Here is a 14,425-nt window from a genome sequence, read left to right as displayed (position 1 = left end):
CCGATTATAGGTGGGGTGCCCGGCCCGCCCTGAGGCCCCCGGGGTTGTCCCGGGGCGCTGCTACATTGCGCCCCATGAGCGATCTCGCGGGAAAACACATCGTGCTCGGCCTCAGCGGCGGGGTGGCCTGTTACAAGGCGGCGGAGTTCTGCCGCGGCCTGATCAAGGCCGGCGCCACGGTGCAGGTGGTCATGACCGAAGCGGCCGAACACTTCATCACCCCGGTAACCATGCAGGCCCTGTCGGGCCGGCCGGTCTACAGCTCGCAGTGGGACGCCCGCGAGGGCAACAACATGCCCCACATCAACCTCAGCCGCGAGGCCGACGCCATCGTGATCGCGCCCGCGAGCGCGGATTTCATGGCCAAGCTGCTGCACGGCCGCGCCGACGACCTGCTCTCGCTGCTGTGCCTGGCGCGCCCGATCGAGCGCGTGCCGCTGATCGTGGCGCCCGCCATGAACCGCGAGATGTACGCCCACCCGGCCACGCAGCGCAACCTCGCGCAACTGCGCGCCGACGGCACCGTGGTGCTGGGCGTGGGCTCGGGCGAGCAGGCCTGCGGCGAAACCGGCGACGGCCGCATGCTCGAGCCGCACGAGCTGCTTGACGAGCTGATCGCGCATTTCCAGCCCAAGCGCCTCGCGGGCCGCCACGTGCTGATCACCGCCGGCCCCACCTTCGAAGCCATCGACCCGGTGCGCGGCATCACCAACCGCAGCAGCGGCAAGATGGGCTTCGCCATCGCGCGGGCGGCGCGCGAGGCGGGCGCACAGGTGACGCTGGTCGCCGGTCCCGTGGCCCTGCCCACGCCGCGCGGTGTGCAGCGCGTGAACGTGCAATCGGCGCTCGACATGCAGCGCGCGGTGCAGGCCAGCGCCGACGCGGCCGACGTGTTCATCGCCGCCGCCGCGGTGGCCGACTGGCGGCCCGCCACCGAGGCCGGCCAGAAGATCAAGAAGGACGGCAGCGGCGCCGTGCCCGCGCTGGCCTTCGTGGAGAACCCCGACATCCTCGCCGGCGTGGCCGCCAGCGCGCGCGCGCAAAGTGGCGCGCTCTACTGCGTGGGCTTTGCCGCCGAAAGCCACGACCTGCTGGCCCACGCCCAGGCCAAGCGCGCGCGCAAGGGCGTGCCGCTGCTGGTGGGCAACATCGGCCCCGACACCTTCGGACTCGACCACAACGCGCTGCTGCTGGTGGACGCGCAGGGCGCGCGCGAGCTGCCCCGTGCCGACAAGCTCTCGCTGGCGCGCGCGCTGGTGGCCGAGATCGCGCAGCGCCTGGGCTGAGCGCCGCGAGCCCGTGCCCCGAATGGACACCCCCGCCTGCCCGGCCGATCCCCTGACCCCCTGGCTCACGCGTGTCTCCGTGGGCACACGCCACCTGCGCGGCCCCGCGCCCAGCCCGGCCGATCTGCTGCGCATGACCGAAGCGGCGCTGCGCGCCCCGGACCACGCGGGCCTGGTCCCGTTTCGCTTCGCCGTGGTGCGCGACGGCGCGCGCGAGCGGCTCGGTGCGCTCTTCGAGCGGGTGGCGCTGGCGCAAGGCAAGGCCCCCGAGCAGGCGCTGCGCGACCGCGCGCGCGCCACCGACCCGCCGCTGCTGGTGGCCGTGATCGCGCGCATCGACGCCGGCCACCCCCTGGCCACCGTGCACGAGCAGTGGATCGCGCTCGGCGGCGCGCTCAGCAACTTCCTCACCGCGGCCCATGCCATGGGCTACGGCGGCAAGATGCTCTCGGGCAGCAAGGTGCGCGCCCAGGCCGTGATGTCGGCCTTCTGCCGCCCGGGTGAAAGCCTGGTGGGCTGGATGGTGCTGGGCACGCCGCAGGGCCAGGGCCAGCCCAAGTTCCACAAACCCCGCGCCGATGCGGTGCTGACCGACTGGGTGGCGCCGGGCGACACGCCGGCCCAGTAACATCCGCCGCCGGCCTGACGCCTTCCCTTGTCCGCAAGGCGTCGGCCGTTTTTTCGAGTCCTTTCCTCTCTTCACCAGGAAGCCGCCATGAGCCTTCGTTCCTTCTTCCAACCCGTTCGCGGCGCGCTGCTGCTGGCCGCCGGCCTGATCGCCTTCGGCGCGCAGGCGCAGACCGTGTTCCGCGTCACCACCATCCCCGAAGAAGCCGCCACCGAGCAGGTGCGCAAGTTCACGCCGCTGGCGCAGTACCTCGAGAAGCAGCTCGGCGTGAAGGTGGAATTCACGCCGGTGAACGACTACCCCGCGGCGGTGGAAGCGCTGGTGAACAAGAAGGTCGATCTGGTGTGGTTCGGCGGCTTCACCTTCGTGCAGGCCCACCTGCGCTCGGGCGGCAAGGTGGTGCCGCTCGCGCAGCGCGAGGAAGACACCAAGTTCCAGTCGGTGTTCATCGCCAAGACCGATTCGGGCATCAAGTCGCTGGCCGACATGAAGGGCAAGCAGGTGTCGTTCGGGTCGCAGAGCAGCACCTCGGGCCACCTCATGCCGCGCAGCTTCCTGCTGCAGGCCAACATCAACCCCGAGAAAGACTTTGCGCGCGTGGCCTACAGCGGCGCGCACGACGCGACCATCGCCTCGGTGGTGAGCGGCAAGGTCGACGCGGCGGCGCTCGACATCACGGTGTGGCGCAAGTTCGTGGGCGAGAACAAGGTCGACACCAAGGCGGTCGATGTGTTCTACACCACGCCCGGCTACTTCAACTACAACTGGTCGGTGCACGCCGACATGCCCAAGGCCATGCAGGACAAGGTCAAGGCCGCGCTGATCGGCCTGTCGCCCGCGGTGCCCGAGCAGGCCGAGATCCTCAAGCTCAACCGCGCCACGCGCTACATCGAGACCCGGCCCGAGAACTACAAGGGCCTGGAGGCGGCGGCGCGCAGCGCGGGCCTGATCTGAGCGCTGCGCGCGCTCAGGCCCGGCTCACTGCCTCCAGCGTCTCCGCGATCAGCCCCAGCGTCTGCTGCTGCGTGAGCGTGGCCGGTCGCTGTGAGCTGGTGGCCAGGCTCAGCCGCGTGCGCAGCGGCGGCGTGATGCCGCGCAGGCTGTAGGCCGAGGGCCGGATCGAGCTGGCCACCGCGTTGCGCGAGAGCAGGGCGGCGCCCGCGCCGTCGGCCACCAGGTCGAGGATGGCCGACACGCCGTCGATCTCCAGCGCCACGTTCGGCCGGCAGCCGATGTTGGCGAGTTCGGCCTCCACCTGCATGCGCAGTGCGTTGGGCCGGCTCGGAATGATCAGCGGCACCTCGGCCAGCGCGCGCAGCGGCAGCGGCGAGGGCGGGGGGTCTTCGCTCAGACCCCGCGGTCGCGGCTGCACCAGCCACAGCTCCTCCTCGCGCAGCGGCTGCAGCTCGATCTCGGGCATGGGCTGCGCGTTGTAAAGCACCGCGATGTCGATGCGCCCCGTGAGCAGCCATTCCTGCATGCTGGTCGACAGGCCCTCGCTGATCGACAGGCTGGCCTCGGGCAGGCGCTGGCGGAAGGCGCGTGTGAGCGGCACCGTGAGCACGCGCGCCAGGCTGGGCGGCAGCGCCAGCGCCACCCGGCCCGCGAGCGAACCGCGCACCCGACCCAGCTCTTCGCGCGCGCGCTCGACCTGGTGCAGGATGCCGCGCCCGTGGGCCAGCAGCAGCTTGCCGGCCTCGGTGGGCGTGGCGCCGCGGCCGTTGCGCACCAGCAGGGTCTGGCGCAGTTCCACCTCGAGCAGGCGCACCTGGCGCGACAGCGCGGGCTGGGCCACGTCGAGCGCGATGGCGGCGCGCGTGAAGCTGCCGAGTTCGGCCACGCGCACGAAGTATTCGAGTTGTTTGAGGTCCATGGGGCTGGGGGATTCGAGATATCGGATTTTGTTCTAGCTGATAGCCCGACGTGTGGGTTTTCGCACAGCGAGCGGCTGGCCACAATGCGCGGTCATGCCCGATACCCCTTCCGCCCCTTCCACCCCAGCCGGCGCCCTGCGGGGCATTTCGTCCATGGCCACCCGCCTGGTGCTGGCCGAGCTCACCGCGGCCTACACCGCGCGCAGCGGCCAGGCCGTGGCCATCGAATCGGTGGGCGGTGTGGACGCGGCCAAGCGCGTTGCGGGCGGTGAGGCCTTCGACGTGGTGATCCTCGCCAGCGACGCGATCGACAAGCTGATCGCGGCCGGCCACCTGCGGCCCGGCCGCGTGGACCTGGTGCGCAGCGGCGTGGCCGCCTGCGTGCGCGAAGGCAGCCCCGTGCCCGACCTCTCGAACGAAGCGGCCGTGAAGTCGGCGGTGCTGGCCGCCGAGCGCATCAGCTACTCCACCGGCCCGAGCGGCGTGGCGCTGCAGAAGCTGTTCGAGCGCTGGGGCATGGCCGACGCGGTGGCCGGCAAGACGGTGCAGGCGCCCCCGGGCGTGCCCGTGGCCTCGCTGGTGGCCAAGGGCGAGGTGGCGCTGGGCTTTCAGCAACTGAGCGAGCTGCTCAATGTGTCGGGCATCACCATCGTGGGCCCGCTGCCCGAGGCCATCCAGATCGTCACCGTGTTCAGCGCGGGCATCACCGCGAACACCGCGCGCGCCGACGCGGTGCGCGCGCTGCTGGACTTCATGAACACGCCCGAGGCCGACGCCGCCAAGCAGCGCCAGGGCATGTCCGCCGCGGCCTGAGTCATTCCAACACCAGAACACCCTAAGGAGACCCCATGTCACTGATCATCGACTGCCACGGCCACTACACCACGGCCCCGAAGGCGCTGGAGAACTGGCGCAATGCCCAGATCGCGGGCATCAAGGACCCGGCGCAAATGCCCAGGGCGTCCGACCTGAAGATCAGCGACGACGAACTGCGCGAGTCGATCGAGACCAACCAGCTCAAGCTCATGAAGGAGCGTGGCAGCGACATCACGTTGTTCAGCCCGCGCGCGAGCTTCATGGCGCACCACATCGGCGACTTCGCCGTGTCGAGCACCTGGGCCGCGATCTGCAACGAACTCTGCTACCGCGTGTCCACGCTGTTCCCCGAGCACTTCGTGCCCGTGGCCATGCTGCCGCAGTCGCCCGGTGTCGATCCCGCCACCTGCATCCCCGAGCTGGAGAAGTGCGTCAAGGAATACGGCGCGGTCGGCATCAACCTCAACCCCGATCCCTCGGGCGGCCACTGGACCAGCCCGCCGCTGACCGACCGCCACTGGTACCCCATCTACGAAAAGATGGTGGAGTACGACCTGCCGGCCATGATCCACGTGAGCACGAGCTGCAACGCCTGCTTCCACACCACGGGCGCGCACTACCTCAACGCCGACACCACGGCCTTCATGCAGCTGATCCAGGGCGACCTGTTCAAGGACTTCCCCACGCTGAAGTTCCTGATCCCGCACGGCGGCGGCGCGGTGCCCTACCACTGGGGCCGCTTCCGCGGTCTGGCGCAGGAGATGAAGAAGCCGCTGCTGACCGAGCACGTGCTCAACAACGTGTTCTTCGACACCTGCGTGTACCACCAGCCCGGCATCGACCTGCTCAACACCGTGATCCCGGTCAAGAACGTGCTGTTCGCCTCCGAGATGATCGGCGCGGTGCGCGGCATCGACCCCACCACGGGCCACTACTACGACGACACCAAGCGCTACATCGAAGCCTCGAAGATCCTGTCGGCCGACGACAAGCACGCGATCTACGAAGGCAATACGCGCCGCGTGTTCTCGCGCCTGGACGCGCGCCTCAAGGCCAAGGGCCTGTAACCGCTTTCGAAGGAACCGACATGTACGAACTTGGCGTTGTCTACCGCAACATCCAGCGCGCCGACCGCGCAACCGCCGACGCGCTCGCCGCGCTGGGCTCGGCCACCGTGCACGAGGCCATGGGCCGCGTGGGCCTGCTCAAGCCCTACATGCGCCCCATCTTCAGCGGCGCGCAGGTGAGCGGCACGGCCGTCACGGTGCTGCTGCACCCGGGCGACAACTGGATGATGCACGTCGTGGCCGAGCAGATCCAGCCGGGCGACATCGTGGTGGCGGCCATCACCGCCGAGTGCACCGACGGCTACTTCGGCGACCTGCTGGCCACCAGCTTCCAGGCCCGCGGCGCGCGCGCCCTGGTGATCGACGCCGGCGTGCGCGACGTGAAGACCTTGAAGGAAATGAACTTCCCGGTCTGGAGCAAGGCCATCAGCAGCAAGGGCACCATCAAGGCCACGCTGGGCTCGGTGAACATCCCAGTGGTGTGCGCGGGCATGTGGGTCACGCCCGGTGACGTGATCGTGGCCGACGACGACGGCGTGGTCTGCGTGCCGCGCGAGAAGGCCGCGGCCACGCTCGAGGCCGCGCGCAAGCGCGAGGCCAACGAAGGCGAGAAGCGCGACAAGCTCGCCAGCGGCGTGCTCGGCCTGGACATGTACAAGATGCGCGAACCGCTGGCCGCCGCGGGCCTGAAATACATCGACTGAAAGCACGCGATGAGCAAACCGACTTCCGGCGACTTCACCAAGACCGCGGGCTGGCTCGACTGGTTCGACGGCCCGAGCAAGCCGCGCTTCGTGCTGCCTGCGGGCAGCGTGGACGCGCACTGCCACGTGTTCGGCCCCGGCGCCGAATTCCCCTACGCGCCCGAGCGCAAGTACACGCCCTGCGACGCGAGCAAGCAGCAGCTGTTCGCGCTGCGCGACCACCTGGGCTTTGCGCGCAACGTGATCGTGCAGGCCACCTGCCACGGCGCCGACAACCGCGCCATGGTCGACGCCTGCCTGAGCAGCGGCGGCAAGGCGCGCGGCGTGGCCACCGTCAAGCGCAGCGTGACCGACGACGAGCTGCAGCGGCTGCACGCCGCGGGCGTGCGCGGCGTGCGCTTCAACTTCGTCAAGCGCCTGGTCGATTTCACGCCCAAGGACGAGCTGATGGAGATCGCGGGCCGCATCAAGGCCCTGGGCTGGCACGTGGTGATCTACTTCGAGGCGGTGGACCTGCCCGAGCTCTGGGACTTCTTCACCGCGCTGCCCACCACCGTGGTGGTCGACCACATGGGCCGCCCCGACGTGAGCAAGCCCGTGGACGGCCCCGAGTTCGCGCTGTTCCTCAAGTTCATGCGCGAGCATGAAAACGTGTGGAGCAAGGTGAGCTGCCCCGAGCGCCTCTCGGTCGCCGGCCCCAAGGCCCTGAACGGCGAGCAGGCCGCGTACCGCGACGTGGTGCCGTTTGCGCGCAAGGTGGTCGAGACCTTCCCCGACCGCGTGCTCTGGGGCACCGACTGGCCGCACCCCAACCTCAAGGACCACATGCCCGACGACGGCCTGCTGGTCGACTTCATCCCGCACATCGCGCCCACCGCCGCGTTGCAGAAGAAGCTGCTGGTGGACAACCCGATGCGCCTTTACTGGCCCGAGGAGGTCTGACATGGCCCTGGACAAACCCTACAAGGACGTGCCCGGCACGACCATCTTCGACGCCGATCAAAGCCGCAAGGGCTACTGGCTCAACCAGTTCTGCATGAGCCTCATGAAGGCCGAGAACCGCGAGCGCTTCAAGAAGGACGAGCGCGCCTACCTCGACGAGTGGGCCATGAGCGAAGAGCAGAAGCAGGCCGTGCTCGCACGCGACCTCAACCGCTGCATCGCGCTCGGCGGCAACATCTACTTCCTCGCCAAGATCGGCGCCACCGACGGCAAGAGCTTCCAGCAGATGGCGGGCTCCATGACCGGCATGTCCGAAGAGGAGTACCGCAACATGATGATCAACGGCGGGCGCGACCCGAAATGGGGAAGGAGCTGACACCATGGCACGCATCACCGCATCCGTGTACACCTCGCACGTGCCCGCCATCGGCGCGGCGCTCGACCTGGGCAAGACCCACGAGCCGTACTGGCAGCCTGTGTTCAAGGGCTACGAGTACTCCAAGCAGTGGATGAAGGAGAACAAGCCCGACGTGATCTTCCTGGTCTACAACGACCACGCGACCGCGTTCAGCCTGGACATCATCCCCACCTTCGCCATCGGCACCGCGGCCGAGTACCAGCCCGCCGACGAGGGCTGGGGCCCGCGCCCCGTGCCCAAGGTCATCGGCCACCCCGAGCTCGCCTCGCACATCGCGCAGAGCGTGATCCAGCAGGACTTCGACCTCACCATCGTGAACAAGATGGACGTGGACCACGGCCTCACCGTGCCGCTGTCGCTCATGTGCGGCGAGCAGGACCCGGTCAAGGGCGCGTGGCCCTGCCCGGTCATTCCGTTCGCGGTCAACGTGGTGCAGTACCCGGTGCCCAGCGGCCGCCGCTGCTTCAACCTGGGCCAGGCGATCCGCAAGGCGGTGGAAAGCTACGACGAAGACCTCAAGGTGCATATCTGGGGCACGGGTGGCATGAGCCACCAGTTGCAGGGCCCGCGCGCGGGCCTGATCAACAAGGACTTCGACAACCGCTTCCTCGACCTGCTCGAGACCAACCCCGCCGCGGCCGCCGACATCCCGCACATCGACTACGTGCGCGAGGCCGGCAGCGAGGGCATCGAACTCGTGATGTGGCTGATCGCGCGCGGCGCGATGGCCGACGTGGCGGGCGGTCCGCTGCCCAAGGTGAAGCACCGCTTCTTCCACGTGCCCGCGAGCAACACCGCCGTGGGCCACCTGATCCTGGAGAACTGAACATGAGCAACAAGACCATCAAAGTCGCGCTGGCCGGCGCGGGCGCTTTCGGCGTCAAGCACCTGGACGGCATCAAGAACATCGACGGCGTCGAGGTGATCTCGCTGATCGGCCGCGAGCTCGACAAGACCAAAGAAGTCGCGGCCAAGTACGGCATCGGCCACGTCACCACCGAGCTTGCCGAATCGCTGGCCATCCCCGAGCTCGACGCGGTGATCCTGTGCACGCCCACGCAGATGCACGCCGAGCAGACCATCGCGTGCCTCAAGGCCGGCAAGCACGTGCAGGTGGAGATCCCCCTGGCCGACAGCCTGGCTGGCGCGCAGGCCGTGGTCGACCTGCAGAAGCAGACCGGCCTGGTGGCCATGTGCGGCCACACCCGCCGCTTCAACCCCAGCCACCAGTACGTGCACCAGAAGATCGCCGCGGGCGAGTTCAACATCCAGCAGATGGATGTGCAGACCTATTTCTTCCGCCGCACCAACACCAACGCGCTGGGTCAGCCGCGCAGCTGGACCGACCACCTGCTGTGGCACCACGCCGCGCACACGGTCGACCTGTTCGCCTACCAGGCCAACAGCCCCATCGTGCAGGCCAACGCCATCCAGGGCCCGATCCACCCGGTGCTGGGCATCGCCATGGACATGAGCATCCAGCTCAAGGCCGCCAACGGCGCCATCTGCACGCTCTCGCTCTCGTTCAACAACGACGGCCCGCTCGGCACCTTCTTCCGCTACATCGGCGACACCGCGACCTACATCGCGCGCTACGACGACCTGTTCAACGGCAAGGAAGAGAAGATCGACGTCTCGAAGGTGGACGTGAGCATGAACGGCATCGAGCTGCAGGACCGCGAGTTCTTCGCCGCCATCCGCGAGGGCCGCGAGCCCAACGCCAGCGTGGCCCGCGTGTTCGCCTGCTACCAGGTGCTGCACGAGCTCGAGCAAAAGCTCAACGCCCAGGGTTGAACGCCATGCAGACCCGCGCCCTCGGCCCCTTCACCGTCTCGGCCATCGGCCTGGGCTGCATGAACATCTGCCACGCCTACGGCCCGCCGGTGCCCGACGCGCAGGCCGAGCGGCTGCTGCTGGCCGCGCTCGACGACGGCGTGACCCACTTCGACACCGCCGCGCTCTACGGCTTTGGCGCCAGCGAGACCACGGTGGGCCGCGTGCTCTCGGCGCACCGCAGCCGCTTCACGCTCGCGAGCAAGTGCGGCATGCAGGGCGTGGACGTGAAAGGCGACGGCCAGCTGGTGCGCGTGATCGACGGCCGCCCGGCCACGCTGCGCGCCACCTGCGAGGCCGCGCTCAAGCGGCTGCGCACCGACGTCATCGACCTGTACTACCTGCACCGCTGGGACAAGCAGGTGCCGATCGAAGAGAGCGTGGGCGCGCTCGGCGACCTGGTGCGCGCGGGCAAGATCCGCGCGGTCGGCCTGTCCGAGGTGTCGGCCGCCACGCTGCGCAAGGCGCACGCCGAGCACCCGATCGCCGCGGTGCAGACCGAGTACTCGCTGTGGACGCGCAACCCCGAGATCGCGGTGCTCGAGGCCTGCCGCGAGATCGGCGCGGCCTTCGTGGCCTTCAGCCCCACCGGGCGTGGCTTCCTCGCCGGCGACCTCGACCCCGCCGCCTTCGACGCCAAGGACATCCGCCGCAGCATGCCGCGCTTTGCCGCCCCGCACTGGGCCGCCAACCAGCGCCTGCTGCCGGCCTACCGCGCCATCGCGGCCGAGGCGGGCTGCACGCCGGCCCAGCTCTCGCTGGCCTGGGTGCTGCACAAGGCGCCGCACATCCACGCCTTGCCGGGCACCGCCAACATCGAGCACCTGCGCGAGAACAACCGCGCGGCGGACGTCGTGCTGAGCGCCGACCTGATGCAACGGCTCGACGCGCTCATCAACCCGCGCACCGTCAGCGGCAGCCGCTACAGCGACCAGGCCAACCGCGAGGTGGACACCGAGGTCTTCGCCGACTGAGCGCGCGCGGCTGTCACCCAGGTGAGCGGCGCGCGGCCGATCCGCCGCTATGGTGCGGGGCATTTTCCTCCGATGCCCCCGCCATGAACTTCGACCTCTCCGACGAACTGAAAGCGCTGCAGCAGCGCACCCGCGATTTCATCCGCGAGCAGGTGCTGCCGCTGGAGAACGACCCCCGCCAGGACAGCCACGGCCCGCACCCGGCGCTGCGCGACGAGCTGGTGGCGCGCGCCCGCGCGGCCGGGCTGCTCACGCCGCACGCCTCGGTCGAGCTCGGCGGTCTGGGCCTGTCGCACACCGCCAAGGCCGTGGTGTTCGAAGAGGCGGGCTATTCCTGGCTCGGCCCCACCGCGCTCAACATCCACGCGCCCGACGAAGGCAACATCCACCTCATGGAGGCCGTGGCCTCGCCCGCGCAGAAAGCGCGCTGGCTGGTGCCGCAGGTGCAGGGCCGCACGCGTTCGTGCTTCGCCATGACCGAGCCCGCGCCCGGCGCGGGCGCCGACCCCGGCATGCTGCAGACCACCGCGGTGCGCGACGGCGCGGGCTACCGCATCAACGGCCGCAAGTGGTTCATCACCGGCGCCGACGGGGCCGACTACGCGATCGTGATGGCGCGCATGGAAGACGGCACCGCCACGATGTTCCTCGCCGACATGGACCAGCCCGGCATCGTGCTCGAGCGCAACATGGACGCCATGGACCGCTGCTTCACCGGCGGCCACGGCGTGCTGCGCTTCGACAACCTCTACGTGCCCGAGGCCGACATCCTGGGTGAGCCCGGCAAGGGCTTTCGCTACGCGCAGGTGCGGCTGGCGCCCGCGCGGCTCACCCATTGCATGCGCTGGCTCGGCCAGGCGCGGCGCGCGCACGACATCGCGGTGGACTACGCGCGCCGCCGCCAGGCCTTCGGCCGGCCGCTGGCCGAGCACGAGGGCGTGGGCTTCATGCTGGCCGACAACGACATGGACCTGCAGACCGCGCGCCTGCACATCTGGCACACGGCCTGGCTGCTCGACCAGGGGCAGCGCTGCAACTTCGAGTCGAGCCGCGCCAAGGTGGTGTGCTCCGAGGCCGAGTGGCGCGTGGTGGACCGTTGCGTGCAGATCCTGGGCGGGCAGGGCGTGACCGGCGAGACCGCGGTGATGCGCATCTTCACCGACATGCGGGCCTTCCGCATCTACGACGGCCCGAGCGAGGTGCACCGCTGGAGCATGGCGCGCAAGATCGTGCAGGGCGAGGCCGCGGCCGCGCGCTGAGCCGAAACAAAACGACATCAAGCGATACCGCCCCGAGACCCGGTGTCGGGGGCCCGATCGCACCATGGCGGCCTGTTCAACACCGTTCCGGAAGGACCGCCATGAAACCCTGGATCCGTCGCACCTTCATAGTCCTCACCGGCGTCACCGTGCTCGCCGGGGGCCTCGCGGCCTGCGGCCACCGCCCCCACCACGGCCCGGCCTCGCCCGAGCAGGTGGCCGAGTGGCGCGGCAAGGCGGTCGAGCGTGTCAGCCGCAAGCTCGATCTCGACACCGCCCAGCGCCAGAAGCTCGACGTGCTGGCCGACAAGCTGGTGGCCCAGCGCCAGGCCATGATGGGCCCGGCCGGCGAGCCGCGCGAGGCCATGCGTGCGCTGGTGGCGGGCGAGAAGTTCGACCGCGCGCGCGCCCTGCACCTGCTCGACGAAAAGACCCGTGTGTTGCAGGTGGCCACGCCCGAGGTCATCAACGCCCTGGCCGACTTCTACGACAGCCTCAACCCGACGCAGCAGGCCGAGGTTCGCGGCTTCCTGGAGAAGCGCCGCGGCTGGTTCCAGCGCGGCTGAGGGGGCGGACGCGGTGTGAGAATGCGCGCATGCCCCGCATCCTGCTGATCGACGACGACACGCAGCTCGGCCCGCCGCTGGCGAGCTACTTCCAGCGCTTCGACCTGGCGCTGGTGCAGGCGTTTCGGCCCAGCGAGGGCCTGGCCGAGTTGCGCCGCGGCGGCTTCGACGCCGCCATCCTCGACGTGATGCTGCCCGAGATGGACGGCTTCGAGCTCTGCCGCACCATCCGCAAGCAGAGCGACCTGCCCATCGTGATGCTCACCGCGCGCGGCGACGTGATGGACCGCGTGGTGGGCCTGGAACTGGGCGCCGACGACTACCTGCCCAAGCCCTTCGAGCCGCGCGAACTCGTGGCGCGCGTACAAACCGTGCTGCGCCGCCGCGTGGCCGCGCCCGCGCCGCGGCCCGAACCCGGCGTGCTGGCCTTCGAAGGCCTGCGCATCGACCCGGCGCGGCGCGAGGTGCTGCGCCAGGGCGAACGCGTGGAGCTCACCGGCACCGAGTTCGAACTGCTGCACCTGCTCGCGCGCGAGGCGGGGCGCGTGCTCAGCCGCGACGACATCCTCAACCACCTGCGCGGTCACGAGGCCGAGCTGCTCACGCGCGCGGTCGACATCGTGGTGAGCCGGCTGCGCCGCAAGCTCGAACCGCTCGACTGCATCAAGACGCTGCGCAACGCGGGCTATTCGCTCGCGCTGCGGCGCGAGGCCTGAGCGGCCATGCGGCGCTTTCACCGCCTTCGCCATTCGGTCAAGCTGCGCCTGCTGGTGGTGTTCCTGCTGCTCGCGTTCGCGGTCGCCTTCATCTTCATCGGTGGCGCGCAGCGCGCGTTCACGCTGGGCTGGAAAGAGGCTGCGCAACCGCTGCTGGCCGATTACCTGGACCGGCTGGCGAACGACATCGCGCCGCAGGGCACGCCCGAGACCGAGCGTGCGCGTGCGCTCACCGAGCGCCTGCCGCTGGTGACGGTGGACATCAGCGGGCCGCGGGTGCAATGGCGATCGCACCCCGAGCTGCCCGCGGGGGGCTGGCGGCGCGACGCCTTTCACGGCCGCGACGCCGAGCAATGGGAAGCCCTGGTGCAGCGCCGCACCGCCGATGGCCACCGGATCGAGTTCGGCGTCGACACCTCGGCCGCGATGGCCCGGCCGCGGATGCTGGTGTGGGCGCTGCTGTCGCTGCTGCTCGTCACGGCGCTGGCCTTCGGGTACCTGCGCCGGCTGCTGCGCCCGCTCGACGACATCCGCGCCGGCGCCATGCGCTTCGGCGCCGGTGACTTCGGCCAGCCCATCGTGCTGCCGCCGCGCCGCCGCCACGACGAGCTCGGCGAACTCGCGGCCACCATCAACACCATGGGCCAGGACATCGAGCAGATGCTTCAGGCGCAGCGCGCGCTGCTGCTGGCCATCAGCCACGAGCTGCGCAGCCCGCTCACGCGCGCGCGGCTCAACACCGAGCTGCTGCCCGAGACCGCCGAGGTGAACCCTCAGCGCGAAGCCCTGCTGCGCGACCTCGGCGAGATGGCGCGCCTCATCAACGACCTGCTCGAGAGCGAGCGCCTGGCCGGCCGCCACGCGGTGCTGCAGCGCGAACCCACCGACCCGGCCGCACTCGCGCGCGAGGTGATCGACGAACTCGCCGCCGTGCGGCCCGAGGCGCAGCGCACCGTGCTGCGCGTGGCCGAGAACCTGCCCCCGGTGCCGCTCGACCGCGTGCGCATGCGCCTGCTGCTGCGCAACCTGCTCGACAACGCCCTGCGCCACGCCGGCGACGCGGCGGCGCCGGTGGAACTGCACCTGGCGCACGCCGACGGCGGCGTGCGCTTCGTGGTGCGCGACCACGGCCCGGGCGTGCCCGAAGAACGCCTGTCGCAACTGGGCCAGGCCTTCTACCGCCCCGACAGCGCCCGCACCCGCGACGCGGGCGGGGTGGGGCTGGGGCTGTACCTGTGCCGGCTGGTGGCGCAGGCGCACGGCGGGCGCTGCGAGATTCGCAACGCGCACCCGGGGTTGCGGGTGAGCGTGACCTTGCCCGCCTGAGCGCGCGGCCCCTGCC

General features: G+C 70.2%; 16 protein-coding genes. 15 read left to right on the top strand and 1 reads right to left on the bottom strand.

Translation table 11 applies throughout. The features are described from left to right. Positions 1-74 precede the first annotated feature (74 nt). The 3 genes from coaBC (at position 75) to G9Q37_RS10025 (ending at position 2,868) form a co-directional block, all read left to right on the top strand. A complete protein-coding gene (coaBC, locus tag G9Q37_RS10035) occupies positions 75-1,286 on the top strand; it encodes a bifunctional phosphopantothenoylcysteine decarboxylase/phosphopantothenate--cysteine ligase CoaBC (RefSeq protein WP_166227061.1) in 1,212 nt (403 codons plus the stop codon). Positions 1,287-1,308: 22 nt separating this feature from the next. Next, on the top strand, positions 1,309-1,914 hold the full coding sequence (locus tag G9Q37_RS10030) for a nitroreductase family protein (protein WP_166227060.1): 606 nt from the start codon (positions 1,309-1,311) through the stop codon (positions 1,912-1,914). 87 nt (positions 1,915-2,001) lie between these two features. Beyond that, positions 2,002-2,868 (top strand): putative selenate ABC transporter substrate-binding protein, encoded by an 867-nt coding sequence (locus G9Q37_RS10025; RefSeq protein WP_166227059.1) that lies wholly within the window; start codon positions 2,002-2,004, stop codon positions 2,866-2,868. A 13-nt stretch (positions 2,869-2,881) separates the two neighbouring features. Here the strand turns inward: G9Q37_RS10025 and G9Q37_RS10020 are convergent, their stop codons facing one another. Further along, positions 2,882-3,787: a LysR substrate-binding domain-containing protein gene (locus tag G9Q37_RS10020; RefSeq protein ID WP_166227058.1), complete on the bottom strand. Its 906-nt coding sequence runs from the start codon at positions 3,785-3,787 to the stop codon at positions 2,882-2,884. A 154-nt stretch (positions 3,788-3,941) separates the two neighbouring features. Between G9Q37_RS10020 and G9Q37_RS10015 the strand changes: the two genes are divergently transcribed. The 12 genes from G9Q37_RS10015 (at position 3,942) to G9Q37_RS09960 (ending at position 14,409) form a co-directional block, all read left to right on the top strand. Beyond that, positions 3,942-4,601 (top strand): substrate-binding domain-containing protein, encoded by a 660-nt coding sequence (locus G9Q37_RS10015; RefSeq protein ID WP_166227057.1) that lies wholly within the window; start codon positions 3,942-3,944, stop codon positions 4,599-4,601. Between the two features lie 35 nt (positions 4,602-4,636). Beyond that, the gene (locus G9Q37_RS10010; RefSeq protein WP_166227056.1) at positions 4,637-5,671 is read left to right on the top strand and encodes an amidohydrolase family protein; all 1,035 of its coding nucleotides are present in this window, start codon (positions 4,637-4,639) and stop codon (positions 5,669-5,671) included. 20 nt (positions 5,672-5,691) lie between these two features. Continuing rightward, on the top strand, positions 5,692-6,375 hold the full coding sequence (ligK, locus tag G9Q37_RS10005) for a 4-carboxy-4-hydroxy-2-oxoadipate aldolase/oxaloacetate decarboxylase (protein WP_166227055.1): 684 nt from the start codon (positions 5,692-5,694) through the stop codon (positions 6,373-6,375). A 9-nt stretch (positions 6,376-6,384) separates the two neighbouring features. Beyond that, positions 6,385-7,317, top strand: coding sequence for an amidohydrolase family protein (locus tag G9Q37_RS10000; protein WP_166227054.1), 933 nt, complete (start codon positions 6,385-6,387; stop codon positions 7,315-7,317). Between the two features lies 1 nt (position 7,318). Next, entirely contained in the window at positions 7,319-7,693 is a 375-nt protein-coding gene (gene ligA / locus G9Q37_RS09995; RefSeq protein ID WP_166227053.1) for a protocatechuate 4,5-dioxygenase subunit alpha, read from the top strand. Positions 7,694-7,697: 4 nt separating this feature from the next. Further along, complete coding sequence (locus G9Q37_RS09990) at positions 7,698-8,561, top strand: class III extradiol dioxygenase subunit beta (protein WP_166227052.1); 864 nt, start codon at positions 7,698-7,700, stop codon at positions 8,559-8,561. Between the two features lie 2 nt (positions 8,562-8,563). Continuing rightward, the gene (locus tag G9Q37_RS09985) at positions 8,564-9,529 is read left to right on the top strand and encodes a Gfo/Idh/MocA family oxidoreductase (RefSeq protein ID WP_166227051.1); all 966 of its coding nucleotides are present in this window, start codon (positions 8,564-8,566) and stop codon (positions 9,527-9,529) included. Positions 9,530-9,534: 5 nt separating this feature from the next. Beyond that, positions 9,535-10,542: an aldo/keto reductase gene (locus G9Q37_RS09980; RefSeq protein ID WP_166227050.1), complete on the top strand. Its 1,008-nt coding sequence runs from the start codon at positions 9,535-9,537 to the stop codon at positions 10,540-10,542. 83 nt (positions 10,543-10,625) lie between these two features. Then, positions 10,626-11,801, top strand: a complete 1,176-nt coding sequence (locus G9Q37_RS09975; RefSeq protein ID WP_166227049.1) for an acyl-CoA dehydrogenase family protein — start codon at positions 10,626-10,628, stop codon at positions 11,799-11,801. 101 nt (positions 11,802-11,902) lie between these two features. After that, entirely contained in the window at positions 11,903-12,367 is a 465-nt protein-coding gene (locus G9Q37_RS09970; protein ID WP_166227048.1) for a Spy/CpxP family protein refolding chaperone, read from the top strand. Positions 12,368-12,396: 29 nt separating this feature from the next. After that, positions 12,397-13,083: a response regulator transcription factor gene (locus tag G9Q37_RS09965; RefSeq protein ID WP_166227047.1), complete on the top strand. Its 687-nt coding sequence runs from the start codon at positions 12,397-12,399 to the stop codon at positions 13,081-13,083. Between the two features lie 6 nt (positions 13,084-13,089). Beyond that, the gene (locus G9Q37_RS09960; RefSeq protein ID WP_166227046.1) at positions 13,090-14,409 is read left to right on the top strand and encodes a HAMP domain-containing sensor histidine kinase; all 1,320 of its coding nucleotides are present in this window, start codon (positions 13,090-13,092) and stop codon (positions 14,407-14,409) included. The last annotated feature ends 16 nt before the right edge of the window (positions 14,410-14,425 follow it).

Origin of the sequence: Hydrogenophaga crocea (assembly GCF_011388215.1) — a bacterium.
GTDB lineage: Bacteria > Pseudomonadota > Gammaproteobacteria > Burkholderiales > Burkholderiaceae_C > Hydrogenophaga > Hydrogenophaga crocea.
Note: the sequence above shows the minus strand (reverse complement) of the source record. Positions and strands in the feature narration are given on the sequence as shown.

Bases quoted from the DNA above. Each gene is read 5' to 3' on its own strand.
- coaBC (WP_166227061.1), top strand. From the start codon at position 75: ATGAGCGATCTCGCGGGAAAACACATCGTGCTCGGCCTCAGCGGCGGG.
- G9Q37_RS10030 (WP_166227060.1), top strand. From the start codon at position 1,309: ATGGACACCCCCGCCTGCCCGGCCGATCCCCTGACCCCCTGGCTCACG.
- G9Q37_RS10025 (WP_166227059.1), top strand. From the start codon at position 2,002: ATGAGCCTTCGTTCCTTCTTCCAACCCGTTCGCGGCGCGCTGCTGCTG.
- G9Q37_RS10020 (WP_166227058.1), bottom strand. From the start codon at position 3,787: ATGGACCTCAAACAACTCGAATACTTCGTGCGCGTGGCCGAACTCGGC.
- G9Q37_RS10015 (WP_166227057.1), top strand. From the start codon at position 3,942: ATGGCCACCCGCCTGGTGCTGGCCGAGCTCACCGCGGCCTACACCGCG.
- G9Q37_RS10010 (WP_166227056.1), top strand. From the start codon at position 4,637: ATGTCACTGATCATCGACTGCCACGGCCACTACACCACGGCCCCGAAG.
- ligK (WP_166227055.1), top strand. From the start codon at position 5,692: ATGTACGAACTTGGCGTTGTCTACCGCAACATCCAGCGCGCCGACCGC.
- G9Q37_RS10000 (WP_166227054.1), top strand. From the start codon at position 6,385: ATGAGCAAACCGACTTCCGGCGACTTCACCAAGACCGCGGGCTGGCTC.
- ligA (WP_166227053.1), top strand. From the start codon at position 7,319: ATGGCCCTGGACAAACCCTACAAGGACGTGCCCGGCACGACCATCTTC.
- G9Q37_RS09990 (WP_166227052.1), top strand. From the start codon at position 7,698: ATGGCACGCATCACCGCATCCGTGTACACCTCGCACGTGCCCGCCATC.
- G9Q37_RS09985 (WP_166227051.1), top strand. From the start codon at position 8,564: ATGAGCAACAAGACCATCAAAGTCGCGCTGGCCGGCGCGGGCGCTTTC.
- G9Q37_RS09980 (WP_166227050.1), top strand. From the start codon at position 9,535: ATGCAGACCCGCGCCCTCGGCCCCTTCACCGTCTCGGCCATCGGCCTG.
- G9Q37_RS09975 (WP_166227049.1), top strand. From the start codon at position 10,626: ATGAACTTCGACCTCTCCGACGAACTGAAAGCGCTGCAGCAGCGCACC.
- G9Q37_RS09970 (WP_166227048.1), top strand. From the start codon at position 11,903: ATGAAACCCTGGATCCGTCGCACCTTCATAGTCCTCACCGGCGTCACC.
- G9Q37_RS09965 (WP_166227047.1), top strand. From the start codon at position 12,397: ATGCCCCGCATCCTGCTGATCGACGACGACACGCAGCTCGGCCCGCCG.
- G9Q37_RS09960 (WP_166227046.1), top strand. From the start codon at position 13,090: ATGCGGCGCTTTCACCGCCTTCGCCATTCGGTCAAGCTGCGCCTGCTG.